This window comes from Paraburkholderia sp. BL23I1N1 (assembly GCF_003610295.1).
GTDB lineage: Bacteria > Pseudomonadota > Gammaproteobacteria > Burkholderiales > Burkholderiaceae > Paraburkholderia.
This window is the reverse complement of record NZ_RAPV01000001.1, coordinates 5,380,445-5,405,062: the sequence shown is the minus strand read 5'-3', so window position 1 is coordinate 5,405,062 and position 24,618 is coordinate 5,380,445. Positions and strand designations below refer to the sequence as shown.

Here is a 24,618-nt window from a genome sequence, read left to right as displayed (position 1 = left end):
CCTGAGCGCCGCCGTTCCGTTCGCGCGTGCCCTCAATCAAAGCGACAGCGCCACCACATCGAGAAGTGTGTTCATGAAAATATCGTTACCGCCGCATGAGCGGCCGAACCGCGTATACCCGCCGGGCACGCCGAGTCTGCATGGTTTGGCCTCGATCATCACCGGCGTGGTGGTGGTCTGCGCACTGTACTTCGGCCGTGAGGTGTTGATCCCGATCACGCTCTCCGTGCTGCTCAGCTTTCTGCTCGCGCCGCTGGTGCAGGCGTTGCGGCGCTTTCACATGGGTCAGTTGCCGTCGATTTTTATCGCCGTGCTGTTCGCCCTCGCCACCTTGCTGGCGGTCGGCGGCCTGATCGGGGCGCAACTGGTGCAACTGGCGGGCGACCTGCCGCAGTATCAGGAGGCCATCGAGCAAAAGATCGAGACGGTGCAGGAGAAAACCGTCGGCCGGGCCGATTCGCTAATGAGCCGCGCCGCCGCCACGCTGCAGCGCGTCGCGCCCAGCAAGCCGAGCCCGCCGCGCCTCACCGGGCGCGCGGCGCGTAATGCGCCCGCCGTGCCAACGCCCGTCGAAGTGCACGAGCCCTCGCCCACGCCGATGCAACTCGCGCAACGCGCGCTGTCGCCGGCGATCGCGCCGATCGAGACCACCTTCATCGTGCTGGTCGTCACAATCTTCATCCTGTTGCAACGCGAAGACCTGCGCGACCGTTTGATCAGTCTGTTCGGTTCGCGCGATCTGCACCGCACCACCACCGCGATCAACGACGCCGCCGGGCGGCTGAGCCGCTATTTCGTCGCGCAACTGGGCGTGAACGTCAGCGCGGGCGGAGCCATCGCCATTGGGCTCGCGATCATCGGCGTGCCGGGGGCGCTGCTGTTCGGCGTGATTGCCGCGTTGCTGCGTTTCGTGCCGTACATCGGCATCTGGATCGCCGCGATTCTTGCCGTGTTTCTCGCCGCCGCCATCCAGCCTCAATGGACCATGGCGGTCTATACGCTGATCCTGTTTATCGTCGTCGACGTGGTGGCCGGCCAGATCGCCGAGCCGCTGCTATACGGGCATCGCTCGGGGCTGTCGCCGCTGGCGGTGGTGGTGGCGGCGATTTTCTGGAGCTGGCTGTGGGGGCCGGTCGGCCTCGTGCTGTCCACGCCGCTCACGCTGTGCGTCGTCACGCTGGGCCGCTACGCCGACCGTCTGAACTTTCTCACGGTGCTGCTGGGCGATCAGCCCGCGCTAACACCCGCGCAGACTTTCTATCAGCGGATTCTGGCGGACGATCCGCATGAAGCCATCGTGCAGGCCGAGCGCCTGCTGCGCGAGATGTCGCTGATCGATTACTACGACAAGGTCGCGCTGGAGGGACTCAAGCTCGCACGCAACGATGCGATGCGCGGGGTGTTGATGCCCGAGCAGTTGGCGCGAATCAATGATGCCTTGGTCGATATCGTCGAAAACCTGGAGATCGCCGACGGACTGCCGGATCGTCTGCCGCGCACGGACCCGGGCGAAGCCGCCGGGGCGATACTGGCTTCGGCGTCCGCCGATCTTTCGGAGCGGCACGACGGGCACATTCCGGCCCGCCCGTCGCTGCGCCATGACACCGTCAAGACGTCGGTGCTGTGCGTGCCCGGACGCGGCGCGTTCGACGAAGTCACCAGCGCGATCGCCGTGCAACTGCTCGGCCGCCAGGGATTCACGCCGATGATGGCCACGCACTCCGGTTATCGCAGCGCGCATACCGGCGAATCGAGCTTCAAGGACGCGTCCATCATCTGCATCGTCACGCTCGATGCGCCGGAGTCGCCGCCGTACCTGCGCAATATGCTGCGGCGCACGCGGGAATGGCGGCCCAGGGCGACGCTGGTGGTCGGCGTCGGCGGCGCGCCCGAAGACGGCCCGGAAACGGGCGCGACCGGCGCTTCGCAGGCAGCGCCGACGTTCCGCGCAATGATCGAGCAATGCCAGGTGGCGGCGAGCGTGCAGCACGCGCGCCAGCCTTCGCATGCGGCCGGGGCGGATTGAGCTAGTCCGCGCAATCCCTGCCTGATCGAATAAGAAAGCCGTGAGGTGCTGACGCGCCTTGCGGCTTTTTCATGTGTGGAGCGCGAGCGCGCTGTACCCAAAATGAGGACAGGCGCGCGCCAGTCCTCCTTCATACTTCCCCTATCGATTCGCACCGCTTTTAGAGCGCTCTCAGGCCCCGGCGGGCAATCCATCGGCATTGAAGATCCAGGAGACACGCATGAGCCGCAGCTTCAAACCCTATCCCTTCACGCGTCGTCACTATGCGGGTGTGGTGCCGCCACTGGTCGACGGGCACGATCCCGTGCGGCGCGCCGTGGCGATCGTCGGTGGCGGTCCGGTAGGCATGACGCTGGCGCTGGCGCTCGCTCGCCAGGGCGTGCGCTCGGTGCTGATCGAAGCCGACGACGGCGTTTGCACCGGCAGCCGCGCAATCTGTATTTCACGGCGCAGCCTGGAGATTTTCAAACGCCTGGGCGTCGTACACGGCTTCCTGCAAAAAGGCCTGCCGTGGACAGGCGGCCGCAGCTTCTACCGCGATACCGAAGTGTTCCGCTTCGACATGCATCAGGATGACGAGCAATCGCTGCCGCCGATGATCAACATCGCGCAGTACCAGATCGAACAGTTGCTGCTCGATGAGGTGGAACAGCACGCCGATCTGATCGACATTCGCTGGCAAACCCGCGTGACCGGGATCGAACAGCATCTTGGCGACGACACCGTCGGCGCAACGCTTAACCTGAGCACCGGCGACACCACATGGACCATGCACGCGGATTGGGTCGTCGCATGCGACGGCGGGCGCAGCACGATCCGCGAGGCGCTCGGCCTCAAGCTCACGGGCACGTCGTACGAGGGCCGTTACGTCATCGTCGATATCGAACTGAAGAGCGCGCGCGCTACCGAGCGTCTCGCCTATTTCGATCCGCCCTCCAATCCCGGCTCCACAGTGCTGGTGCACAAGCAGCCCGACAATGTCTGGCGCATCGACTACCAGCTTCGCGACGATGAAGACCCCGAGGCCGCAATCCAGCCAGACAACGTGATGCCACGCGTGCAGAGCGTGCTCGACTCGATGGGCGAAACCGGCGAATGGTCGCCGATCTGGATTACGGTCTACAAGGCCAACGCCTTGACGCTCGAACGCTACCGCCACGGCTCGGTGCTGTTCGCGGGCGATGCCGCGCATCTCGTGCCGATTTTCGGGGTGCGCGGGGCGAATTCCGGCATCGACGACGCAGACAATCTCGGCTGGAAACTCGCTTGCGTGGTCAACGGCATTGCGTCGGCGCGTCTGCTCGACAGCTACAGCGACGAGCGCGTTTTCGCGGCGCGTGAAAATCTGAGCTACGGGATGAAGAGCACGGAATTCATGGCACCGCCCTCGTTCGCATTCGACCTGATGCGCAAGGCCGTGCTCGGACTGGCCGAGCATCATCCCGCCGTGCGGCCGCTGATCAATCCGCGGCAGACCCATGCGATTGCGTATGCCCAGTCGCCGCTCAACCGGGTCGCGGCCGCTGCATCCGGCGCGTTCGCCAAGGGTCCGGCGCCAGGCACGGTACTGCCGGAGTGCCGCCTGCAACGCATGTGCGATGGCGTAGCGGTCGATATCCATCTCACCGATCTGCTTGGGCCATGCTTCACCGCACTTCGCTTCGGCACGGACGCGGCGCAAGACGCAGCATGGCGACAATTGCATCATGCGCTCGGCGAACACAGCATTCCGTTCAAAGCAGTCCCTCTGGTCACAGGCGATTCGCCGCGCGCCGCCAGCCCGCATGTGATCGATCCGGCAGGACGCTTGCACGAGATGCTCGATGCGACGCCGGGCACCGTTTATCTGATCAGCCCGGACGGCCATGTGCTCGCCCGCTGGCGCAACGGCACTGCGGCGAACGTGCAAAGCGCCATCACGGCCAGTCTGACGAATTGATGCAAGAGGAGCCCACACCATGACCGATAGCGAACTCGACCTCGTCTACACGACGCTCTGCAAGACACTGACCGCCGAAGGCGAAGCGCAAGCGCCCTTGTATCTGGCGCGCCTTGCGCTGCTATCCATGACGGAGCTCGGCGACACCCAGCGGGCGTTGTCGTTGATCGAGGCGGCGAAACTACAGTGATTGCGTAATGCGGGGGAGTCTGGCGCAAAACCGAAGAGGTAAAACATAAGGCGAAACAAAACCGCCCCGTCGATAACGCGGGGCGGCTTCCTTTTCGCTGCGGCTCTCACTGTCGCGGATACAACCCCAGCGTGCTCGCATGCAGGCGCGCGAGCCCGAGCAACGCGTCCGTGTAGGGCGTCGGCACATCGGTAAGCTGCCCCAGTTCACGCACCGCGGCCACCAGCGCGTCGAGCTCGACCGCCTTGCCCGCCTGCACATCCTGCAGCATCGAGGTGTTCATCGCGCCGAGTTTGAGCGTGACCTCGTGGCGATCCGCCGGCGCCTGCTCGATCGGAATACCGAAGCGCGCGCCGATCTCCTTCGCTTCCAGCATGATGCGCGTGACGAAGTCGCGCACCAGTTCGTCGCTGAGAATCCGGTCGGTGGTCGCGCCGGTGATGGCGCTGATCGGATTCATCGTCATGTTGCCCCACAGCTTGTACCAGACGTCGCGCTGAATCTGCTCCGACATCGACGCATTGAAGCCCGCTGCGGCCAGCGTGGCAGTGAGCGTTTTGACGCGGTCGCTCGGCTGCCCCGACGCCTCGCCGACAATCAGTCCGTTGCCCTGATGATGCTTGATGACACCCGGCGAATCGATCAGACAACTGGCATGCACCACGCAGCCCACTGTCTGCGCGGTCGGAATAGCCGCGGCAATCGCGCCTTCGGGATCGATCGACTTCAGCCGTTTGCCGGCGAAATCGCTGCCGAGTCCGTCGCAGAACCACCACGGCACGCCGTTCATCGCTGTCAGCACGATCGACTGCGAATTCAGCAGCGGCGCGATATGCGTGGCCACCGACGCCATTGCCGGGCCCTTGACCGCTACCACGATGAGGTCCTGCACGCCGAGATCAGCCGGCTGTTCGCTCGCCTTCACCTTCACGGTATGCCTCACGCCGCCTTCGATCAGACGTAACCCATGCTGCTGCAAAGCAGTAAGTGTCGCGCCGCGCGCCACCACGCTCACGTCGTGGCCGGCCTGCGCGAGCTTCACGCCCATCCAGCCGCCGATCGCACCTGCACCGTAGATTCCTACTTTCATCGCTTCAATCCTTGCGTTATTTCTTGCGTGAGTCCTCGGGTTAGTCCCGGCGTCAATCCTTATAACTCGCGTCGACGCGATCCACGCGCCTCACCAGCGCGTCGAACACATCCTGTCCCGCACCGTGACGCGGATCGAACTGCAACGAGTCGCGCGAGCAACGGATCGCGACCTCTTCCGGCACCGGCCGCGCGCGGCCCATGGAAAACGTAGCCATCTGAATTTCGCACGCGCGATTGAGCGTCCACAGAACAGCGAAAGTTTGCGGCAGCGTGTGCCCCCATGCAAGCAGACCATGGTTGCGCAAAATCACCGCCTGCCTGTTGCCGATATGTTCGAGCAGACGCGGGCCTTCTTCCGCATGAATCGTGATGCCTTCGAAATCGTGATACGCGATGCGGTCATACAACTGCGCGCTATAGAAGTTGGTTTGTTGCAAGCCGTCTTCGAGACAGGCCACCGCCACGCCCGCCGTGGTGTGCGTGTGCATCACACAGTGCGCGTCGGCTAGGCCTTCGTGAATCGCTGCATGCACGACGAATCCCGCGGGATTCACCGGATACGGCGAGTTGTCGAGCACGCGTCCTTGCGCGTCGATCTTCACGAGATTGCTCGCCGTCACTTCGCTGTAGTGCAGGCCGAATGGATTGATCAGGAAGTGGCGCTCGCCGCCGCTGACGCTCGCCGGCACACGCAAGGTGATGTGGTTGTAGATCATCTCGGTCCAGCCGAGCATGTCGAAGATGCGATAGCACGCGGCCAGTTGCACGCGCGCCTGCCATTCGTCGGGATGCATCGCGGCGGACTTAGGCACGCTCGCCGGTTGCATTTCAAGAGTCGTCATCAGGGTCTCCGTGATTATCGTTGTGCTCGCCTGTTGCGAGTCACCGCCGTTATGCAGCCGTTATGCAGCCGTTATGCAACCGTTATGCAACCGTTATGCAACCGTTACGCGCCCGCCACCACCGCGGCGATCGACGACGCCACGTAATCGGCGTTGCGCGCATTCAATCCGGCGACGCACATGCGCCCCGAACGCAGCACATACACCGCGTATTCGTTGCGCAAACGCTCGACCTGAGCTTCGCTCAAGCCCGTGTATGTAAACATGCCGCGCTGCGCAACGTAACGTGCGCGCATCACTTCATCCACGCGCCCTGCAAGACCTTCGTGAATCGTGCCGCGCATGGCGAGAATCCGTTCGCGCATGGTGGCGAGCTCCGCTTCCCACGAAGCACGCAAGGAGGCGTCCGACAGCACATTAGCCACGAGACGCGCGCCATGCGTCGGTGGATTGCTGTAGTTGGCGCGCACCGCCGACATCAATTGACCGAGCACGCGAGCCGCCTCGTCCTTGCTATTGCACACCACGCTCAACGCGCCACAGCGCTCGCCGTACAGCGAGAAATTCTTCGAAAACGAATTGGCGACGATCAACGGCACACCGGCATCGGCGAGCAGGCGCACGCAGGCGGCGTCCTCCTCCAGGCTCGCGCCGAAACCCTGATACGCCATGTCGACAAACGCAATCAGCTTGCGACGCTGCAATAGCGGCACCAGTTCCGTCCATTGCGCCGGGCTCAGGTCAACGCCCGTCGGGTTGTGGCAGCAGGCGTGCAGCAGCACGATGCTCTGTTCCGGCAAACGGCCGATCGTGTCGATCATGTCGGCGAAACGCAGGCCACCGGTCTGTTCGTCGTAGTAGGGATAGGTGTTGACCGTGAGTCCCGCACCTTCGAACACCACACGATGGTTTTCCCAGCTCGGATCGCTGATCCATAACTGCGAGGCCGGGAAATAGCGCTTCAGAAAATCCGCGCCGACTTTCAGTGCGCCCGAGCCGCCAATGGTCTGCACGGTCGCGATACGGCCCGTTGCACGCGCTTCGCTGTCCTCGCCGAACACGAGAGCCTGTGCTGCGTCGCGGTAGAGCGGCAGACCGGCCATCGGCAGGTAGGAGCGCGGGCCGATCGCGCCCAGCAGCGCGGTCTCGGCGCGTCGCACCGCGTCCATCACCGGCAGCCTGCCGGCGTCGTCGAAATAGATGCCGATGCTCAGATTGACCTTGTTGGGCCGGGGATCGAGTTGAAAATCTTCGTTCAGGCTCAGAATCGGGTCGCCCGGATAGGCGGGAATGTGGTCGAACATGGCAATTCCTTGAGTGGAGCCCCGCATGTGGCTTGACTGCGAACGACGTATACCCTGAATGTGGATTGTTGCAGCCGGGTTGCTGTCGGGTTGTAGCCGGGTTGCTGTCCGATCATAGCCGCGTGGGCGAGACGAAAGTCTAAGCGGGTTTCCAGCTTCGCGTCGACCAGCACGAGTGTCGGCTAATAGCTCGCTGCCCACAATCAATCGATTTTTCACGATTCGTAAGTTTTTCTTTAGAATCGCCTGATGCCACTTACACGCGTCACCATCCGTCAGTTCGAAGCGTTTCTCGCCATCGTCGATTTGCACAGTATCGGCGCGGCGGCGGAACGGCTCGGGCTGACCTCGTCGGCGGTCAGCCAGTTGCTTGCCGAACTGGAAACGGAACTGGGCTTTCGCCTCTTCGACCGTACGACGCGGCGCGTCAATCTCTCGAGCGCGGGGCAGGATTTTCTGTCGTCGGCCGAATCGGTGTTGCGCTATGTGCGTGCCGCCGCCCAATCCGCCGACGACATCCGCAATCGCGCGGCGGGCATCGTGCGAGTCGGCGCGCCGCTGGTGCTCGCGGCGACCGCGCTGCCGGCGGCCATCGCCGAATACGCGCTCGGAAAACCTAAAGTGGTCGTGCGCATTTGCGACACCGTGGTCGAGCAACTGGTGGAGCGCGTGAAAAGCGGCGACGTGGATCTGGCAATCGGCCCGGATCGCCAGAGCGGCACGCGGGTGCGTTGCGATCCGGCCTTCGCGAGCCCATGGGTGATGTGGTGCGCGCCGACCCATCCGTTGAACGCACGCCGCCGGGTGCAATGGCAGCATTTGCGCGACGTACCGATCGTGGCCACCGGCCGCGATCACGAGCGCGCGGTCGAACAGATGCTGGCTAATCTGCCGGTGGAGGCGCGCATTATTCCGGTGGACGTGGTGGACAACGTCACAACGGCGTTCGGCCTGGCGTCACAGGGGCTTGCCGTGACGCTCGCGCCCGCCTATGTCGCGCCGCTCGCGCGAACCTTCGGGCTGGTGATGAAGCGGATCGTCGATCCTGAAACGATCCGCGAAGTGTGTGTGTATCGCTCGACCGAGCGTGCGTTGTCACCGCCCGCGGACGGTTTCGCGGAATTCATCATGCCGTGGCTGAAGCGCTGGGATCGTGAGACGCAGGCCGACGCGCGGGCGAAGCGCGGGTGATGTTTCATGCATGTTCGATTGCGCTTCGGCTGTTGATTGGTTGCTCGTCAGCTCTTCTTTGACTGCATCTCGGCTGTTCTTTGGCTATGCCCATCCACTGCAACGCAGTTAACCCACGGCCGTAACGTCCTCGCACCGCATCAGGACCGCTCAGGCTGCAAACATAGCGCGAACAACTGGCGCTGGCTCGCGATACCCAGCCGCGCATAAGCGCGCTTCTGATACGTCACGACGCTGGTGGCTTTAATGCCCATTTGCTCGGCGATCTCCGCGGCGCTTGCGCCTTCGAGCGTGCCGCGCAGCACGTCGATCTCGCGCGGCGTCAGCGCCGGGCAGGCGCGTCTGACGCGTGCCAGCATCGCGGCAGCCGTTCCTTGGTGATGCTGTCCGTTGAGTGCGTAATGGCCCTTCGCCGCATGCGCGAACAGATGCGCCATGCTTTCCACATGCTCCAGTTCACCCGGCTGAAACATGCCGTAGGCGCGATCACGATACAGATTGATCGACAGCCAGACGCTTTCCATTGGTTGCAGAAGCAACGATAACCGGTCGGACACATTGGGCTGCGCGTAGCAGGCGGCGCGATAGGCTTCGTTTTCGATTTCTTCGCTTTGCTGCTGGTGCAGCACGAGTGCCTCGTGCGGCTGTTTCGCTCGCGGACGGCCGACGATGGCGCGGTTGCCGTCGAGCGCATAAAAGTGCGTGGCGTAGCGGTCGGCGACATCGCGGAGGAAGCGGCCGCCGCGATGGTCGGCAGCGGAGACCGTGCGCGGCCTCGCGTCGAATTCGTAGGCGAAAATCGTGCACTGCGAAACAGGCAGCGTGTCGCCGACGGTTTTCAGAATGCTTGCAGCGAGCGCGTCCGGGTCGGCATGGGAAATCGACATGACGAGGTCGGTCACGCGCGAAGTGTCGATGTGCCCGCTGCGGGGCGGTGTGGATACGCGCCAGGAACGCATGATAAAGGCGAGGTCGCAGTGCTTGGGTTTCGGTCCGGCAAGCGTAGCACAACGGCGCATTTCGGCTCGCGCTGCTCTGCCTCCACGGCGAAGTCCACTTACGCCACCGCGGCCCACGCGAACCGTGCGGCGGACGAAAAACTACAGCGTTCCCAGTTCGACAGCCAGGAAATCGACCAGTAGACGTGTTCGTTGCGGCAAACGCCGCGTCCTCGCCCACATCGCATGCAACGGCAAAGGCGTGAGCTGAAAATCCGCCAGCAAAACCTCAGCCCTGCCTGACTCGACCCATTCCTGAACCTGCCAAAACGCGGCGATTCCGATCCCCATGCCGCCAACCACACCGGCATTCACCGCGGCCACCTGATTGCTGTCAAAGCGCCCGCCCACGTTCACCGCAATCTCGTTTCCGTCGGACGACGTAAACGCCCACCGCGCAGGATCGGGCACCCCCGTTCGAACGACACAATCGTGTCTCGCCAGATCGCGCGGATGCGACGGTCTGCCGTGTTCGGCAAGATAGGCTGGCGCCGCGAACACCACCCGCCGAAGCGTGCCAATCCGGCGCGCGACCAACCGTGAATCAGGCGTTTCGCCAATGCGGATCGTCACGTCCGCACCGGTCTCCGCCGGATCGCGATACGCGTCGCTCAGATCGAGCGACAACTCCAGTTGCGGATGACGCTGCAAAAACTCCGCGGCAAGTGGCGCGACGAATTGCGGTCCGAACAGCGTGGGCGCATTGATCAGCAATCGGCCGGTGAGCCGGTGCGCTTCCTCGGCAAGTTCGGTGCGCGCCAGTTCGAGTTCGGTCAGCGCGCCTTTGACGCGTTCGTAAAAACGCATGCCGGCGGCGCTCGGTTGCGAAGTGCGCGTGGTCCGCACGATCAAGGTCGATCCGTGCGCCCGCTCGAGCACCTGCAGGGACCGGCTGACGGCCTGCAACGATCGGCCAAGCCGGCGCGCGGCGCTCGTCAGACTGCCCTCCTCCACGATTGCCACCAGGGTTTCCAGATCGCGCAACGCATCCATCGTCGATTCTCCCGTTTTTCGTGAGGATGTATCCAATTCAGTGCGAATTGTGTTTGTCTAACGTGAGAGTAGCATCGATTCACCTTCATTTAACGGCCAGCCCAACAATGGACTCTCCCTCGATCCAGTGCCAGACCGCAGTCCGCGCGGCTACGCCGCCGGCACACAGCGTTCCGACCGCGCGCTTTGCCGCGATGGTCGCGGTCGCCGTGCTGCCCCTGTATGCGTCACAAACGTTGATCGCCCCGCTCAATGCCTCGCTGCACCTCGGCGCATGGACCACGCTCGTCACCGCATTGACGTTGTTCGGTTATGCGGTCGGCCTCGTCGGACTCGTCCCGCTGATCGACCGCTTGCCCAATCGGCCCTTGATTGCCGCGACATTGTTCGCGCAGATCGCCTGTCTCGCACTCGCCGCGTTCGCGCCGCTGGCATCGGTGTTTCTGGCGGCTTCGTTCGCTGTCGGCGTGACGTCGAGCGTCGTGCAGATGCTGGTGCCCGCGGCGGCATCGCTCGCGCCACCGGCTTCGCGCGGCAAAGTCGTCGGCAACGTGATGAGCGGCTTGATGCTCGGCATTCTGTTATCGCGGCCGCTTGCCAGTGTGATCGGCGGCGCATTGGGCTGGCGCGCGTTTTACGCGGCCGATGCCCTGTTGCTCGCCGCCGTCACGCTCGCCGTGGTGCCGCGTTTGCCGGATGCACGCCCTGCGAACGCGCCGTCGTATGCCGCCTTATTGGCGTCGATGGCGCGGTTGCTGGCGCATGAGCCCGTGCTGCGCCGGCGGGCTCTGTATCAGGGCCTGCTGATGGCCGGCTTCAATGCGTTCTGGAGCAGCGTGGCGATCGTCCTGGCGCGTGCGCCACTCGGTTTGAACAGCACGTCGATCGCCTTGTTCGCGCTGGCCGGCGGCGGCAGCGTGTTCATCGCACCGTTGGCGGGACGGGCCGGCGACAGGGGCTGGTCGAAGCCCGCCACCCTGCTCGCTCATGCGCTCGCCATCGCGGCAGCCCTGATGGCGGCGCTGGCGTTGAGCTCGGGCGTGTCGCGCGCCGCCTCGATCGCGATGCTGGCCGTGGCCGCCTTCTTTATCGACGGCGGCGTGGTTGCCGATCAGGCGCTCGGCCGGCGCGCGATCAATCTGCTTGCGCCCGAATCGCGTGGCCGGGTGAATGGACTCTATACGGGGCTCTTTTTTGTCGGCAGCGCGGTAGGCGCCACGGTTGCCGGGCCGGCGCTCGCGCGTTGGGGTTGGCCGGGCGTATGCGCGGCCGCATTGGGTTTTTTCGCCGCGGCAGCGGCGCTGCATCTGCGCGACAGTTCGCGCGGCGCATGACCGATCTTACAAACGACTGAAGGAGCCTGTTCATGACATCCACACGCACTGGAATACGGTATCGCAGCATCGAGATCGACGGCCTCGACATTTTTTATCGCGAGGCAGGACCGCGCGATGCGCCTGTGATTCTGCTGCTGCACGGGTTCCCGTCGTCGTCGCGCATGTACGAGACGTTGATGCCGCTGCTCGCGCAGGATTACCGCCTGATTGCGCCGGATTACCCCGGTTTCGGCCACAGCAGCGCACCCTCGCCCGCTGCATTCGAGTACACGTTCGACCACCTCGCCGAGGTGATGGCGCGTTTCGCCGATGCACTGGGACTGACGCGCTATACGCTGGTCATGCAGGACTACGGTGGTCCGGTGGGGTTTCGACTCGCGCTCTCGAACCCTGAGCGGATTGAAGCGTTGGTGGTGCAAAACGCAGTGGCGCACGATGCGGGTCTCGGTCCGTTATGGCAAACGCGCAAGGCCTTCTGGAACGATCGTGCCGCACATGAAGCGGCATTGCGCGCCAATCTCCTTTCGTTCGAGGCAACGCGGTTACGGCATGTTGGGCGGAGTCCGAATCTCGATCGTTACGACCCGGATACCTGGACTGATGAGTTCGCGTTTTTATCGCAGCCCGGACAGATCGATATTCAGACTGAGCTCTTCTATGACTACCGGACGAATGTCGAGCGGTACCCATTGTGGCAGCGGTATCTGGAAGAACGTCAGCCCCCCATGCTGGTGCTGTGGGGGAAGTACGATCCTTCATTCGAAGTGGAAGGCGCCCACGCGTATCGCCGCAATGTTCCTGGCGCTGAGGTACACCTGCTTGAAGGCGGGCACTTTGTGCTGGATGAAGCCGTCGATCAGGTTGCGGCGTTGATGGTTCAGTTTCTTGATGTGCGGCTGTCCCAAAGCTGAAACGCAAAAAACGCAAAACTCGGCATCAGAACCGATAGTTGATGGAGACATCGGCAACGCCGGTGGCCCTGCTATGCGTAATCGGGCTATTGCCCGCGCTGCCGACCAGTTCTTCGAATGCGCCGTCGGCAGTAGCAAACCAGTGTTTGTCGAATAGCCACACCATGCTAACGCCGAAACCCACCGACTTGAAACCGGCGCTCGCGTGATACTGCGAGTATTGCGAGTGCGCTGCCTGAGTCTGATTCACACCGTACCAACTATTCATGTAGTTCGAGTCCGCAACTGTCACGTTCGGCCCGGCGAACCAGAAGAATTTTTGCGTGCTGCCCGGCAGTGGCATATAAGCGCCGAGATCGCCGATCCAGCCGTTCGAGCCGCCGAAATAGCGCCGCACGTCGGCGCGCAGCACGAGCGGGAAATCCTTCGAGACGACATATTCTCCGGAGAGTTTGAGGCCCGGCGCCTGATTGATGTTGCCAAGGCCGTTCAACTCCTGCGGATCGTCATGACCGCGACGTCCGAGATCGTAGACGGCCCCGAGACTCGCGCGCCAGTTCTGCCCTTGCGCGAAGTTGACCCCAAGGCCCTCGCCGCTCGAAAAGTAGAACAGGTCCTTGTAGCGCACGTCGATGCTCGGACCGGCCACCACGTGATACCGGTCGGAGCCCTCGTAACGCGGCTGGAACGATGTCGCCGCGCCGACGCGCACCTGCCAGTCCGGAATATTCGCCTGCCACATCTTCTGCAGCGGAATGCCCACGGAGTATTGCCACTCGCCCAATGGCGAAGGGGTTTGGGCCAGGGCCGAACCCGGCAGAACGCCCAACCCTCCGATAGCTCCGAGGGTCACGGCGGCCAAAGATGCTGCCGCGATGCCTGTTTGTTTATTGCGAATCCTGCCGATCCGTTTTCTACGGCTGATCAACACCAGAAGCCTCCGTTCTCGCGTATCGCGAAGGGGTTTGGGTTCTCATCCGATGTCCGCAATGGATTGCAAAACATCCGGGTGACCGCCGCATTGCTACGCGCGGCATGTAATTCTTTCAGCAGACGACACGCATTGCCCGGAAAAAGGCACCGACCGAACCCGATGCAGCCCCGCAAATTGGGCATTCGTACGAACAGAGATGATCAAAAGGCTCGCAAACGCACGCTCACGTGCAAAATGCGGGCCTGGTCGCCGGAGAGCCGGTTCGGATCGAGACAACGAAAGGACAGACCGACGGACGCTCGCAAGCATGCCGTGGCGATGGTGACAGGCAGAATACAGCCACAAAAAAATGTCCGGCGCCGCGCGATGCGGCGTCGGACAGGGAAGCTTGCCGCTGGTGCGGCGTAAGCCGTTTTACTGTGCCGCTTCGACCAGCACTGCTTTGTCGCGATAGAGGTTCGGGAACAGACGCTTCAGGTTGGCGACCTTCGGCATATCGTTGATTGCGATATACGCGGAGTTCGGATGCAACGTCAGGTAGTTCTGGTGATATGACTCGGCAGGATAGAAGCCCTTGAACGGCTCCGCCTTCGTGACGATCGGCGCCGGGAAGGCGTGTGCCTTATCGAGTTGCGCGATGTAGCTTTGCGCGACATGCCGCTGCGTGTCATTCAGCGGAAACACCGCCGAACGGTATTGCGTGCCGCTATCTGGCCCTTGCCGGTTCAACTCGGTCGGATCCTGAATCACCGAGAAATAGACCTGCAATAACTGCCCGTAGGTGACCTTGGTGGGGTCGAACGTGACCTGCACGGATTCCGCATGACCCGTCTCGCCGCCACTGACGGTCTCGTACTGAGCCGTGTCGCGCTGGCCGCCCGAATAACCCGACACGGCCTTCGTGACGCCCCGCACGTGCTGGAACACGCCCTGCACGCCCCAGAAGCAGCCGCCCGCGAACACGGCGGTTTCTTCATGCGCGGTCGCGGCGGAGACCTGCTCGTCGACTGCGGGCGGCGCAATGACAACCCCGGCTTCCGACGAGAAGGCCATGCGTTGCGCCAGCAGCAGCGCCAGTGCGCCGAGCCCGACCGAAAGCGCGAGGGCCGCTTTGCGCGAGCGGGCCGGTTTGCCGATGATGCGTTTCTCGATGTTCATGATGTGCGTCCTGATTCGATCAGCTCGTGCCGCGCGAGGCGGGCGCGAAAGTTAAGGCGAGGCCGTTCATGCAATAGCGCAGGCCGGTCGGTTTCGGCCCGTCGTCGAATACGTGCCCCAGATGGCCGCCGCAGCGCCGGCACAGGACTTCGTCGCGCGTCATGCCGAACGACTTGTCGGTACGCGTGATGACAGCGTGATCCAGCGGCTGCCAGAAACTTGGCCAGCCGGTGCCGCTATCGAACTTCGTCTTCGACGAAAACAGCGGCAGCGCGCAACCGGCGCACGCGAATGTGCCGACGCGGTGCTCGTCGTTGAGCGGGCTGCTGAATGGCCGCTCCGTGCCCGCGTCGCGCAGCACGCGGTACTGCGCCTCGGTCAGGAGCTTGTGCCATTCCGCGTCGCTGTGCACGACCTCGTAGGCCGCTGCCGCGCCCAACTCCGCCGTGCTTGCCGTGCGCCATGCCGCGGTGCCGCCGGCTAGCGACGCCGCACCGATTAACCTGAAGAAAGTCCGTCTGCTGCAAGCCATGATGATCGTCCCGGAAAGTCCGTACCGTTCACCCGTTCAGGCGCTGAATATGCCGCCCGCGAGTGGTCCCGACACTTAGTCGGCCGGCCCGGCGATTTATGACAGCATGCGCGTCTTTTTGGCTCACGGCGGCGGTTACAGCGGAAATTTCGTGGTCGACAGGATTTCCTTGAGCACCATGAACGAGCGGATTTGCCGCACGCCTGGCAGGTAGAGCAACTGCTCAGCGTGCAGACGATTGAAGCTGTCGCTATCGCGGGTACGGATCGTCATGAAATAGTCGAACTCGCCGGTCACGACATGACATTCCATGCACCCCGCCACCTTCTGCGCCGCTTTTTCGAACGCCGCGAATGACTCCGGCGTGGACCGGTCCAGCACCACGCCGATGATGACCAGCATGCCCGCCCCGGCTGCTTTCGGGTCGATCAACGCCACGACCCCGCGAATCAGCCCCGATTCCTTTAGCCGCTCGACGCGCCGCAGACACGCCGGCGCACTCAGTTTGACTTTGGCCGCGAGCGCGACGTTCGAGATTGACGCGTCGGTTTGCAGTTGCCGCAGGATCGCCCGGTCGATGCGATCGAGCGGGTGATGAGGGTCGGATTTCGAGGTTGGGGTTGTCGTGGCGGTTGCAGGCGCGGTTGTGGCGGCGGCGGTTGCAGCGGTTGCAGGATCGGTTACGTCCGTCTTGACCTGCGTGCTGCTAACTTTTCTTGCGTTCATTGGCTTCAAATCGGATTTTTGTTAGGCAAATTTCCGCCGAATATTATTAAAAGTATGCTGGACGGAATTTCTTTGCAAGCTCATTTCTAGCGCTTTTCCCTACTATTTATTTAGCGCGATGGTTTGCTGGTCGCGCCGGACCTAACATTTCGGAGCTGCCATGAACCTGCAACGATTCCCTCGCTACCTGTTGACTTTCGGGCCTACGCCGATCCAGCCGCTGAAGCGTTTGAGCGACCACTTGGGCGGCAAGGTGCATTTGTATGCGAAGCGCGAGGATTGCAACAGCGGTTTTGCGTTTGGCGGCAACAAGACGCGCAAGCTTGAGTATCTGATTCCCGAGGCCTTGGCGCAGGGTTGTGACACGTTGGTGTCGATTGGCGGGATTCAGTCGAACCAGACCCGCCAGGTTGCGGCTGTCGCTGCGCATTTGGGGTTGAAGTGTGTGCTGGTGCAGGAGAACTGGGTCAACTATTCGGACGCCGTGTACGACCGGGTCGGCAACATCCAGATGTCGCGCATTCTGGGCGCTGACGTCCGACTGGTGGCTGACGGCTTCGACATTGGTTTTCGCAAGAGTTGGGAGGATGCACTGGAGAGCGTGCGCGCTGCGGGCGGCAAGCCGTACGCGATCCCGGCGGGGTGTTCGGACCATCCACTGGGCGGCCTTGGCTTCGTCGGCTTTGCTGAAGAGGTGCGTCAGCAGGAAGCCGAACTCGGCTTCAAATTCGACTACATCGTGGTGTGTTCCGTGACGGGCAGCACCCAGGCCGGCATGATCGTGGGTTTCGCCGCCGACGGACGCGCCGAGCGCGTCATTGGCATTGATGCCTCGGCGAAACCGGCCAAGACGCGCGAGCAGATCACGCGAATCGCGAAGCAAACCGCGGAAAAAGTGGGCCTCGCCCGCGACATCACGGCCGACGACGTGGTGTTGGACGAGCGTTACGGCGGCCCTGAGTATGGCTTACCGAACGAAGGAACATTGGAAGCGATCCGCCTGTGTGCGCGACTCGAGGGCGTACTGACCGACCCCGTCTACGAGGGCAAATCGATGCACGGCATGATCGACAAGGTGCGAAACGGCGAATTCCCGGAGGGTTCGCGGGTGTTGTATGCGCACTTGGGCGGCGTACCGGCACTGAACGCCTACAGCTTCATTTTCCGGGACGGGTAAGCAGCGAGAAGCACGTGAGCGAGCGACCATTGACGATCGACGTGCGGCGAGCAACGGCCGATGCACACCGCACGGCACAAAGCGGAGAGCGATAAGCCTACCGCAACAAAGTCCGTCGCCGCTCCGCGAAATAGCGTGGACCTGACCGCCCCGAAGACTCGAACGCAGCAGGCGCTTTTTGAACGACGCATCGGCGCGCGCAGCGCCGCCGGAAGAATGACGGCCTTGTCACTCGCGCGGAGTGTGCGAGGGCACGGATTCCAGATGCACCACTACCGTGGCTGCGCGGGGGACCCGCTTAAGAGTTAGCGGTTTGAGCCGCTTTCTCTTGCCTACTCTTTGCGGCCGGCAAAGAGAAGTAGGTGCCGCCCCGCACAGGGGCAACGCTAATAGACCACTAAGTATTCACGAAAAATCGGTTTGAAAATCTTGACCGTATCTGCTTGGCAGTGCTGTAAGTTCGGTGCCGATGGTTTCGCGTGTCCAGGTGAGGGCTCGACGCCATCGATATTTCAGGTGCCGCCAGACGATCTCGATCATGTTCAGTTCGGGACTGTACGCAGGCAGATAAAACAGGACGGTCTTATGTTCAAGCAGCCAGCGTTGCCGCGTTGCCTCGCTGATAGCGTGATGGATGCTCGCATTGTCCAGCACGATCACGGTGGGCATACTGGCGGCGCGCGCAAGCACGCCGTCGATGAAGTGCTCGACATTCGGGGCTTTGATAGTCCCGCTATGTGCGGCGTGGATCAGCGTGTTTTCGCCGAAGTCCAGCGCGCCGATCACGCTGCGACGGCAATGATGATTTGGTTCGACCTGATGGGGCAAGCCTCGCGGTGACCAGCTACGCTGCACCGGCGGCGATCCATGAAAGCCGGCCTCGTCCAGATACAGCAGTCGCACGACTTTGTCTCGTACAGCCCGCTGGAGCTTCGCGAGCGTGGCCTGCTTCATGGCGAACGCTTCTTCGTTGCGCTTTTTTTGAGCGAGAAACGGTTGCGTTTGAACGAGAAGCCGCTGCGCTTGAGCGCCTCGCCGAGCGTTTCGATTTTGCATGGCAGTGGTTCGTTGAGCACGGCCTCGACTCGCTGTGCAATACGTACCAAGGTCAGTGGCTCGGTCCGCGCGATCTCAAGGGCCACCGCGATCTGGGCTTCGGACAGCAGCGGCCGCCGCAGTGACCGCCCATCAGGCCGCATATGCCACTTTCACGCCACGCGTGAAACCAGTTGTAGACGCTCTGGGCACTCACGCCGAACTGTTCGGCAATCGCCTGCGGCCTGATCCCACGCCCCAGCTTCAGCAGGCCAGCTGCACGCGTGCGCGTATCCCGGTAACGGTGGTTGATCGACAACTGCTGCAATGTCAGTTCCTCGGCTTCGCTCAGTTCTACAACGCACCTCATCCGCTACCCCAGCCTCATGAAGGCGCCAGGTTAGCGGAATTCAAATCGGATGACCAGGAACACTTAACAAAGCAAGGAAAGGCCAACACCCCAGGCAAACAAACAAAGCGCCGCGAAGGCAAAAAAAATCAAACCCTCAACTTCCCCCTCAAAAACTCCACAAAAACCCGAATAGTGACCGAACTCTGCCGATGCTGCGGATAAACGGCATAAACCGTAGCCGCCGAAGGCAAAAACTCCTCCAATACAGTCACCAACTGCCCACGACCAAGCGCCTCAGCAACAATAAAATCAGGAAGCCGAACAATCCCCAACCCAGCAACCGCAGCATCCCTAACCAATTCCCCATTATTAGCCCGCAGCGGCCCACGCACTTCAAACCCTTTCAAAACACCATCAACAACAAAATCCCAACTCACAGCCCCACCATGCCCATACAGCAAGCATGAATGCCGCACCAGATCGGCAGGATGCAAAGGCGCGCCCCGCCGCCGCACATACCCCGGACTACAACACGCCACCATCCTGACATCGACGAGCTTCTGCGCGATCAGCGTCGAATCCTGCAACGTTCCGATCCGGATTGCCATATCGAACCCCTCACCCACCACGTCGACGGTTCGATCGCTCAACTCCATATCGAAGCGCACGTCCCCATGTTCGCGCAGGAAACTCGCCACCAACGGCGACAAATGCATCATCCCGAACGACATCGGCGCGCTGACCCGCAACAGCCCGCGCGGCCCGGCGCGGCGCAGCGACATCGCCTGTTCGGCGTCTTCCACCTCGCCAAGAATGCGCCGCGCACGCTCATAAAACTCCTGACCGAGTTCAGTCACGGCCAGCTTACGCGTATTGCGGATCAGCAACTGCACGCCAAGCGCCTCTTCCAGCGCCATGACGCGCCGGCTGACGAACTGCTTCGATAACGCAAGCCGCTTGGCCGCTGCCGTGAAGTTATGGGCGTCGACCGTGGCGACGAATATCCGCATATCATCGAGTTGCATCGTATTGTCCACCTCAAAGAGACAGTGTTTCCTGTTTACACACGATTATATCCATCCTGATTGACCTACACTGTCATTCATGGATCGCGGACAAACTTCTGGCCGGATCGCACAACAGAACCAAGGAGAAATACGATGCTCGATATCAGACACGCCAATCAACGCGGCCGCGCGGAGCACGGCTGGCTCAGTTCGCGTCATACGTTTTCTTTCGCGAGCTATCACGATCCGAAGCAGAACGGCTTTTCCGACCTGCTCGTGATCAACGACGACCGCGTCGCACCGGCCCAAGGTTTCGGCAAGCACCCGCATCGCGACATGGAGATCTTTTCGTACGTGCTGGAAGGCGCGCTGGAACATAAGGACACGATGGGCACCGGTTCGGTGATCGTGCCTGGCGACATCCAGTTGATGAGCGCCGGAACCGGTGTCGCGCATAGCGAGTACAACCATTCGAAGAGCGACCCCGTGCACTTCATGCAGATCTGGATTGCACCGGGGCAGAAAGGCACCACGCCGCGCTATCAGCAGCGTCACTTTGGTGCGGACGAGAAACGCGGCGTGTTGCGCCTCGTGTTGTCGCCGGACGGTGCGGACGACTCGCTGGTGCTGCAACAGGATGCGCGGGTCTATGCCGGTCTTTTCGACGGTGACGAAACTGCGCGGCTCGAACTGGCCAGTAATCGTTACGCGTATATTCAAGTGGCGCGCGGCAGCGTCGCCGTGAACGGCGTCGAGTTGGGCGAAGGCGACGGCGCGCGGGTCCGCGACGAAAAAGTCCTGACCTTCACACAAGGTCACGATGCGGAAGTGCTGGTGTTCGATCTGCGTAACATCGAAATGTCGGAGTTCTGGGCTTAAGCGGCTTATTTAACCGGCTTACTTGAGCGATTTACTTAAGCATGGCTCGCCGCGAAGATTGCGGCGAGCCGCACCCATCCTTACCTATTGAGAAAAATCATGCGCTATACGCTATTTGAAAACCAGAAAGACGCAGCCGTTCTCGTCGCCCGCATCCTGTTGATGGTGTTGTTCATCACGTTCGGCTGGTCGAAGCTGACCGGCTTTTCCGGCACCGTCGCTTATATGGCGTCGAGCGGCGCGCCGATTCCTGAGTTGTCGGCGATCATCGCCGTCGTGATGGAGTTTGTTGTGGGCATTGCGCTGCTGGTGGGCTTCTACACGCGGCCGCTGGCGTTGCTGTTGGCGCTTTATACGCTCGCCACGGCGATCATCGGCCACCACTACTGGAACATGACGGGTGCGGTGCAGTACGACAACCTGATCCACTTCTACAAGAACGTCAGCATCATGGGTGGACTGCTATTGTTGTGCGTGACCGGGCCTGGCAAGTATTCGATCGACCGTCGTTAAAGCCGCGCTACGAGTGTTCGACAAGCTCGTAAAAAAAGCCGCCTGGCATTTCGCCAGGCGGCTTTTTCATTGCGTGAAGCGATCCACGCTAGCCGGCAAACTGCGCCAGCACGCGCTCACGAATGGCCGGCCGGACATTCGACTGCGCCATATTGCCTTGATAGTGCGCGACCACGCGCGGGTTCATCACGCGAAACCACAGAGGCGGCACGTACGCGAGCATGATCATCGTCGCGTAACCGGAGGGTAATTGCGGCGCGCCGTCGAAATGACGCAGCGCCTGGTAAGAGCGCGTCGGGTTTGCATGATGATCGGCGTGACGCTGCAACTGGTACAGAAACAGATTCGTCACGATGCGATTGCTGTTCCACGAGTGCTGCGGCTGGCAACGCTCATAACGGCCGCTCGCGAGTTGTTTTCGGCCGAGCCCGTAGTGCTCCAGATAATTGACCACCTCGAGCAGTGAGGCGCCATACGCCGCCTGAATCAGCAGAAACGGAATCGCCGTCTTGCCGAACAGCGCGATCATCGCGCCCCACAGCACCGCCGTCATGGCCCACGCGTGCAGGACTTCATTGCGCCATGTCCAGGGCGATTTGCCAAGGCGTTCGAGCCGGTGTTTCTCGAGACGCCACGCCGACGCGATGCTGCCGAACACCGTGCGCGGCAAAAAAAGCCAGAACGATTCGCCGTAGCGCGCGCTCGCCGGATCGGGGGGCGTCGCCACGCGCACATGGTGTCCACGATTATGTTCGACGAAGAAATGACCGTAGGCGACCGGCGCCAGCGTGATCTTGGCGAGCCATCGTTCGAAGCCGTCGGTCTTGTGGCCGAGCTCGTGCGCGGTATTGATCGACACGCCGGTCGCCGCGCCCAGCGAAAGCGCAAAGCCGAGATAGTCGTACCACGCCAGGGCATGCGTACCGACGATCCACAGCGCGCCAAAGAACGACACGTATTCGATGAAGGTGGCGAGGTAGACCACGCGGCGGTAGTAACGCTCCCGTTCGAGCGTGGGGACGACTTCCTCGGGGGGATTGCTCGGATCGTCACCGATCAGGTAGTCGAGCACCGGGATAATGCCGAACACGAAAATCGGCCCGAACCACCAGAAAATATGCCAGCCGGTCTGCAACGCCAGATTGGCGGCGTGCAGCGGCAAGGTGATGGTGAGCGCACCGAGCAACCACAGATAGCGCTTGCCGTCGACCCACCGCGCGGGGGCCGCTTGCGATGTTGCCATTGTCTCCCTCCTTGTTTTATGTCGCCTGGTATCGGCAAGCTGTGCGCTTGCCAGCCAGTACGCATGCCGCCAGAACCTTGTCCGGCTCCCAGATTTATATGGCTTGACGGGCGGGTTAGCCAAGGAATTGGCCTAGGTGGGAGGCTCCAAACAACGGGGCCGTTGGGGCGGTATGGGGGATGGGCGTCGAGCGGGTGAATGAAACGGGTGTTTAGGCTGCAATTCATGCTGTCTGCGAGTTGTAGCCTGGCCTGGGGTTCCGCCTGCTGCAGCGTGCCGAACCGTCGGCTGCTTGACCGCGACTGACCAACTTCATATGATTACCGCTCAAAACTACGTACGAGCGGGTGTGAAAAACGTAGCGCCGCCCGGGTCACCGGGTTCCACCTGGAGTGGAAATTTCGCCGCAAGGTGAATAGAGGATCCCGCATGCGACGGCTGCCGAACGGCAGCCGTTGGTTTTTGTGGCGGGCCGGCGTGAGTCGGATTGCCCTGACAGACACAGTGGTCTCAGCCATCGCTTAGCCCGAAAAAAAGCCCGCTCAAAAGCAGGTCCGGTCCCATCAGAAACAAAAACGGCGGCCCGAAGGCCGCCGTCCCGCCATTCACTACTCAAACAAGCACATCACACTGCCGCTTCGGCCACTTCTGCTTCGCTCACCACTTCGTCCGTATCGCTACTGCGGATCAGGTGATCGAACGCGGAGAGCGATGCCTTCGCGCCCTCGCCCACTGCAATCACGATCTGCTTGAACGGGACCGTGGTCACGTCGCCGGCGGCGAACACGCCCGGCACCGACGTCGCGCCGCGTGCATCGACGACGATCTCGCCGTGCTTCGACAACTCGACCGTGCCCTTCAGCCATTCGGTGTTCGGCACGAGGCCGATCTGCACGAACACGCCTTCGATCTCGATGTTCTTCGCTTCGCCAGAACGCAAGTCCTTATAGACCAGACCGTTGACCTTCTTGCCGTCGCCGGTGATTTCCGTGGTCTGTGCCTGCGTGACAATCGTCACGTTGGCGAGGCTGCGCAGCTTGCGTTGCAGCACCTCATCAGCACGCAGTTGTGCGCCGAATTCGAACAGCGTCACTTCACGCACGATGCCCGCGAGATCGATCGCCGCTTCGACGCCCGAGTTGCCGCCGCCGATCACCGCCACACGCTTGCCCTTGAACAGCGGACCGTCGCAGTGCGGGCAGTACGCCACGCCGTGGTTACGGTACTCACGCTCGCCCGGCACGTTGATTTCGCGCCAGCGGGCACCGGTTGCCAGAATGATGGTCTTCGCCTTCAGCACCGCGCCGTTCGCCAGACGCACCTCGTTGATGCGGCCCGGGATCAGCGCTTCAGCGCGCTGCACGTCCATGATGTCGACTTCGTAGCTCTTCACGTGCTGTTCGAGCGCCATCGCGAACTTCGGTCCTTCCGTTTCCGTCACGGAGACGAAGTTCTCGATCGCCAGCGTATCGAGCACCTGGCCGCCGAAGCGTTCCGCCACCACACCCGTGGCAATACCCTTGCGCGCCGAGTAAATCGCCGCAGCCGCGCCCGCGGGGCCGCCGCCGACGATCAGCGTATCGAACACCGGCTTCTTCGCCAGTTCCTTAGCCGCACGCTCACCGGCATTGGTGTCGAGCTTCGCGAGGATTTCCTTCACGCCGCTGCGGCCCTGGCCGAACACTTCGCCGTTCATGAACATGGTCGGTACCGCCATGATCTGGCGCGCTTCGACTTCGTTCTGGAACAGCGCGCCGTCGATCGCCACGTGACGGATGCGCGGGTTGATCAGCGCCATCACGTTCAGTGCCTGGACCACTTCCGGGCAGTTCTGGCATGACAGCGAAAAATACGTTTCGAATTGATAGTCGCCGTCGAGACCGCGGATCTGTCCGATCACCGCGTCGTCGAGTTTGACCGGATGGCCGCCGACCTGCAGAAGCGCGAGGACGAGCGACGTGAATTCATGCCCCATCGGAATACCGGCGAAACGGATACCCGTTTGCTTGCCCGGCTCGCCGATTGAAAACGACGGCTTGCGCTCGCTGTCGCCGCGGCGTTCGATCACGGTGACGCGCTCCGACAACGTCGCGATATCGCTCAGCAACGCCAGCAGCTCCTGCGATTTCGCACCGTCGTCGAGCGAGGCGACGATCTCGATAGGCCTGCTAACTTTTTCGAGGTAGGATTTCAACTGCGTCTTGAGATTGGCGTCCAGCATGGCTTTTTCGATTCCGTG

At 62.1% G+C, this 24,618-nt stretch carries 23 protein-coding genes; 9 read left to right on the top strand and 14 right to left on the bottom strand.

Annotated features, from left to right (window positions below):
• The first annotated feature begins 73 nt into the window (after positions 1-73).
• The 3 genes from B0G76_RS25250 to B0G76_RS43000 all read left to right on the top strand — a co-directional run bounded on the left by B0G76_RS25250 (position 74) and on the right by B0G76_RS43000 (position 4,155).
• Entirely contained in the window at positions 74-2,026 is a 1,953-nt protein-coding gene (locus B0G76_RS25250) for an AI-2E family transporter (RefSeq protein WP_120294927.1), read from the top strand.
• Between the two features lie 220 nt (positions 2,027-2,246).
• A complete protein-coding gene (locus B0G76_RS25245; protein WP_120294926.1) occupies positions 2,247-3,965 on the top strand; it encodes an FAD-dependent oxidoreductase in 1,719 nt (572 codons plus the stop codon).
• Between the two features lie 19 nt (positions 3,966-3,984).
• Positions 3,985-4,155, top strand: a complete 171-nt coding sequence (locus tag B0G76_RS43000; protein WP_183082141.1) for a hypothetical protein — start codon at positions 3,985-3,987, stop codon at positions 4,153-4,155.
• 106 nt (positions 4,156-4,261) lie between these two features.
• Here B0G76_RS43000 and B0G76_RS25240 read toward each other — a convergent pair whose 3' ends face one another.
• From B0G76_RS25240 to B0G76_RS25230, 3 genes are all read right to left on the bottom strand, one after another.
• A complete protein-coding gene (locus tag B0G76_RS25240; protein WP_120294925.1) occupies positions 4,262-5,245 on the bottom strand; it encodes a 2-dehydropantoate 2-reductase in 984 nt (327 codons plus the stop codon).
• 52 nt (positions 5,246-5,297) lie between these two features.
• Positions 5,298-6,089: a class II aldolase/adducin family protein gene (locus B0G76_RS25235; RefSeq protein WP_120294924.1), complete on the bottom strand. Its 792-nt coding sequence runs from the start codon at positions 6,087-6,089 to the stop codon at positions 5,298-5,300.
• Positions 6,090-6,193: 104 nt separating this feature from the next.
• Positions 6,194-7,393, bottom strand: a complete 1,200-nt coding sequence (locus B0G76_RS25230; RefSeq protein ID WP_120294923.1) for an amino acid aminotransferase — start codon at positions 7,391-7,393, stop codon at positions 6,194-6,196.
• Positions 7,394-7,642: 249 nt separating this feature from the next.
• On the opposite strand from B0G76_RS25230, the gene B0G76_RS25225 reads away from it, so the two are divergent.
• Positions 7,643-8,584: a LysR family transcriptional regulator gene (locus B0G76_RS25225; protein WP_120294922.1), complete on the top strand. Its 942-nt coding sequence runs from the start codon at positions 7,643-7,645 to the stop codon at positions 8,582-8,584.
• Positions 8,585-8,724: 140 nt separating this feature from the next.
• Here B0G76_RS25225 and B0G76_RS25220 read toward each other — a convergent pair whose 3' ends face one another.
• Both B0G76_RS25220 and B0G76_RS25215 read right to left on the bottom strand, forming a co-directional pair.
• The gene (locus B0G76_RS25220; protein WP_120296792.1) at positions 8,725-9,543 is read right to left on the bottom strand and encodes a helix-turn-helix transcriptional regulator; all 819 of its coding nucleotides are present in this window, start codon (positions 9,541-9,543) and stop codon (positions 8,725-8,727) included.
• A gap of 141 nt (positions 9,544-9,684) precedes the next feature.
• Positions 9,685-10,575: a LysR family transcriptional regulator gene (locus tag B0G76_RS25215; protein WP_120294921.1), complete on the bottom strand. Its 891-nt coding sequence runs from the start codon at positions 10,573-10,575 to the stop codon at positions 9,685-9,687.
• A 107-nt stretch (positions 10,576-10,682) separates the two neighbouring features.
• On the opposite strand from B0G76_RS25215, the gene B0G76_RS25210 reads away from it, so the two are divergent.
• Together B0G76_RS25210 and B0G76_RS25205 are read left to right on the top strand one after the other, a co-directional pair.
• Positions 10,683-11,909, top strand: coding sequence for an MFS transporter (locus B0G76_RS25210; protein ID WP_120294920.1), 1,227 nt, complete (start codon positions 10,683-10,685; stop codon positions 11,907-11,909).
• Positions 11,910-11,941: 32 nt separating this feature from the next.
• On the top strand, positions 11,942-12,823 hold the full coding sequence (locus B0G76_RS25205; protein ID WP_120294919.1) for an alpha/beta fold hydrolase: 882 nt from the start codon (positions 11,942-11,944) through the stop codon (positions 12,821-12,823).
• Positions 12,824-12,848: 25 nt separating this feature from the next.
• Here the strand turns inward: B0G76_RS25205 and B0G76_RS25200 are convergent, their stop codons facing one another.
• The 4 genes from B0G76_RS25200 to B0G76_RS25185 all read right to left on the bottom strand — a co-directional run bounded on the left by B0G76_RS25200 (position 12,849) and on the right by B0G76_RS25185 (position 16,173).
• A complete protein-coding gene (locus B0G76_RS25200; protein ID WP_120294918.1) occupies positions 12,849-13,754 on the bottom strand; it encodes a MipA/OmpV family protein in 906 nt (301 codons plus the stop codon).
• Between the two features lie 417 nt (positions 13,755-14,171).
• Positions 14,172-14,915, bottom strand: coding sequence for a peptide-methionine (S)-S-oxide reductase MsrA (gene msrA, locus B0G76_RS25195; protein ID WP_120294917.1), 744 nt, complete (start codon positions 14,913-14,915; stop codon positions 14,172-14,174).
• A gap of 19 nt (positions 14,916-14,934) precedes the next feature.
• The gene (msrB, locus tag B0G76_RS25190; protein WP_120294916.1) at positions 14,935-15,447 is read right to left on the bottom strand and encodes a peptide-methionine (R)-S-oxide reductase MsrB; all 513 of its coding nucleotides are present in this window, start codon (positions 15,445-15,447) and stop codon (positions 14,935-14,937) included.
• Positions 15,448-15,582: 135 nt separating this feature from the next.
• Positions 15,583-16,173 (bottom strand): Lrp/AsnC family transcriptional regulator, encoded by a 591-nt coding sequence (locus tag B0G76_RS25185; protein WP_259460720.1) that lies wholly within the window; start codon positions 16,171-16,173, stop codon positions 15,583-15,585.
• Positions 16,174-16,333: 160 nt separating this feature from the next.
• Here B0G76_RS25185 and B0G76_RS25180 point away from each other — a divergent pair, with 160 nt between their 5' ends.
• Positions 16,334-17,350, top strand: coding sequence for a 1-aminocyclopropane-1-carboxylate deaminase (locus B0G76_RS25180; protein ID WP_120294915.1), 1,017 nt, complete (start codon positions 16,334-16,336; stop codon positions 17,348-17,350).
• A gap of 405 nt (positions 17,351-17,755) precedes the next feature.
• Here B0G76_RS25180 and B0G76_RS25170 read toward each other — a convergent pair whose 3' ends face one another.
• The 3 genes from B0G76_RS25170 to B0G76_RS25160 all read right to left on the bottom strand — a co-directional run bounded on the left by B0G76_RS25170 (position 17,756) and on the right by B0G76_RS25160 (position 19,762).
• A complete protein-coding gene (locus B0G76_RS25170; RefSeq protein WP_120294913.1) occupies positions 17,756-18,406 on the bottom strand; it encodes an IS630 family transposase in 651 nt (216 codons plus the stop codon).
• A 52-nt stretch (positions 18,407-18,458) separates the two neighbouring features.
• Positions 18,459-18,755 (bottom strand): helix-turn-helix domain-containing protein, encoded by a 297-nt coding sequence (locus tag B0G76_RS25165; protein WP_259460719.1) that lies wholly within the window; start codon positions 18,753-18,755, stop codon positions 18,459-18,461.
• A gap of 128 nt (positions 18,756-18,883) precedes the next feature.
• Positions 18,884-19,762 carry a LysR family transcriptional regulator gene (locus B0G76_RS25160; RefSeq protein WP_120294912.1) on the bottom strand — a complete coding sequence of 293 codons (879 nt, stop codon included), beginning with the start codon at positions 19,760-19,762 and terminating at the stop codon, positions 18,884-18,886.
• A gap of 135 nt (positions 19,763-19,897) precedes the next feature.
• Here B0G76_RS25160 and B0G76_RS25155 point away from each other — a divergent pair, with 135 nt between their 5' ends.
• On the top strand, positions 19,898-20,623 hold the full coding sequence (locus B0G76_RS25155) for a pirin family protein (protein ID WP_120294911.1): 726 nt from the start codon (positions 19,898-19,900) through the stop codon (positions 20,621-20,623).
• A gap of 99 nt (positions 20,624-20,722) precedes the next feature.
• Complete coding sequence (locus B0G76_RS25150; protein WP_120294910.1) at positions 20,723-21,136, top strand: DoxX family protein; 414 nt, start codon at positions 20,723-20,725, stop codon at positions 21,134-21,136.
• An 88-nt stretch (positions 21,137-21,224) separates the two neighbouring features.
• Here B0G76_RS25150 and B0G76_RS25145 read toward each other — a convergent pair whose 3' ends face one another.
• A complete protein-coding gene (locus B0G76_RS25145; RefSeq protein WP_120294909.1) occupies positions 21,225-22,379 on the bottom strand; it encodes an alkane 1-monooxygenase in 1,155 nt (384 codons plus the stop codon).
• A 625-nt stretch (positions 22,380-23,004) separates the two neighbouring features.
• Positions 23,005-24,600: an alkyl hydroperoxide reductase subunit F gene (gene ahpF / locus B0G76_RS25140; RefSeq protein ID WP_120294908.1), complete on the bottom strand. Its 1,596-nt coding sequence runs from the start codon at positions 24,598-24,600 to the stop codon at positions 23,005-23,007.
• Positions 24,601-24,618 lie beyond the last annotated feature (18 nt).

What these genes read in the sequence shown, in the direction of transcription:
- B0G76_RS25250 (WP_120294927.1), top strand. Translation starts at nt 74, where the DNA reads ATGAAAATATCGTTACCGCCGCATGAGCGGCCGAACCGCGTATACCCG.
- B0G76_RS25245 (WP_120294926.1), top strand. Translation starts at nt 2,247, where the DNA reads ATGAGCCGCAGCTTCAAACCCTATCCCTTCACGCGTCGTCACTATGCG.
- B0G76_RS43000 (WP_183082141.1), top strand. Translation starts at nt 3,985, where the DNA reads ATGACCGATAGCGAACTCGACCTCGTCTACACGACGCTCTGCAAGACA.
- B0G76_RS25240 (WP_120294925.1), bottom strand. Translation starts at nt 5,245, where the DNA reads ATGAAAGTAGGAATCTACGGTGCAGGTGCGATCGGCGGCTGGATGGGC.
- B0G76_RS25235 (WP_120294924.1), bottom strand. Translation starts at nt 6,089, where the DNA reads ATGACGACTCTTGAAATGCAACCGGCGAGCGTGCCTAAGTCCGCCGCG.
- B0G76_RS25230 (WP_120294923.1), bottom strand. Translation starts at nt 7,393, where the DNA reads ATGTTCGACCACATTCCCGCCTATCCGGGCGACCCGATTCTGAGCCTG.
- B0G76_RS25225 (WP_120294922.1), top strand. Translation starts at nt 7,643, where the DNA reads ATGCCACTTACACGCGTCACCATCCGTCAGTTCGAAGCGTTTCTCGCC.
- B0G76_RS25220 (WP_120296792.1), bottom strand. Translation starts at nt 9,543, where the DNA reads ATGCGTTCCTGGCGCGTATCCACACCGCCCCGCAGCGGGCACATCGAC.
- B0G76_RS25215 (WP_120294921.1), bottom strand. Translation starts at nt 10,575, where the DNA reads ATGGATGCGTTGCGCGATCTGGAAACCCTGGTGGCAATCGTGGAGGAG.
- B0G76_RS25210 (WP_120294920.1), top strand. Translation starts at nt 10,683, where the DNA reads ATGGACTCTCCCTCGATCCAGTGCCAGACCGCAGTCCGCGCGGCTACG.
- B0G76_RS25205 (WP_120294919.1), top strand. Translation starts at nt 11,942, where the DNA reads ATGACATCCACACGCACTGGAATACGGTATCGCAGCATCGAGATCGAC.
- msrA (WP_120294917.1), bottom strand. Translation starts at nt 14,915, where the DNA reads ATGAACATCGAGAAACGCATCATCGGCAAACCGGCCCGCTCGCGCAAA.
- msrB (WP_120294916.1), bottom strand. Translation starts at nt 15,447, where the DNA reads ATGGCTTGCAGCAGACGGACTTTCTTCAGGTTAATCGGTGCGGCGTCG.
- B0G76_RS25185 (WP_259460720.1), bottom strand. Translation starts at nt 16,173, where the DNA reads ATGAACGCAAGAAAAGTTAGCAGCACGCAGGTCAAGACGGACGTAACC.
- B0G76_RS25180 (WP_120294915.1), top strand. Translation starts at nt 16,334, where the DNA reads ATGAACCTGCAACGATTCCCTCGCTACCTGTTGACTTTCGGGCCTACG.
- B0G76_RS25170 (WP_120294913.1), bottom strand. Translation starts at nt 18,406, where the DNA reads ATGCAAAATCGAAACGCTCGGCGAGGCGCTCAAGCGCAGCGGCTTCTC.
- B0G76_RS25165 (WP_259460719.1), bottom strand. Translation starts at nt 18,755, where the DNA reads ATGAGGTGCGTTGTAGAACTGAGCGAAGCCGAGGAACTGACATTGCAG.
- B0G76_RS25160 (WP_120294912.1), bottom strand. Translation starts at nt 19,762, where the DNA reads ATGCAACTCGATGATATGCGGATATTCGTCGCCACGGTCGACGCCCAT.
- B0G76_RS25155 (WP_120294911.1), top strand. Translation starts at nt 19,898, where the DNA reads ATGCTCGATATCAGACACGCCAATCAACGCGGCCGCGCGGAGCACGGC.
- B0G76_RS25150 (WP_120294910.1), top strand. Translation starts at nt 20,723, where the DNA reads ATGCGCTATACGCTATTTGAAAACCAGAAAGACGCAGCCGTTCTCGTC.
- B0G76_RS25145 (WP_120294909.1), bottom strand. Translation starts at nt 22,379, where the DNA reads ATGGCAACATCGCAAGCGGCCCCCGCGCGGTGGGTCGACGGCAAGCGC.
- ahpF (WP_120294908.1), bottom strand. Translation starts at nt 24,600, where the DNA reads ATGCTGGACGCCAATCTCAAGACGCAGTTGAAATCCTACCTCGAAAAA.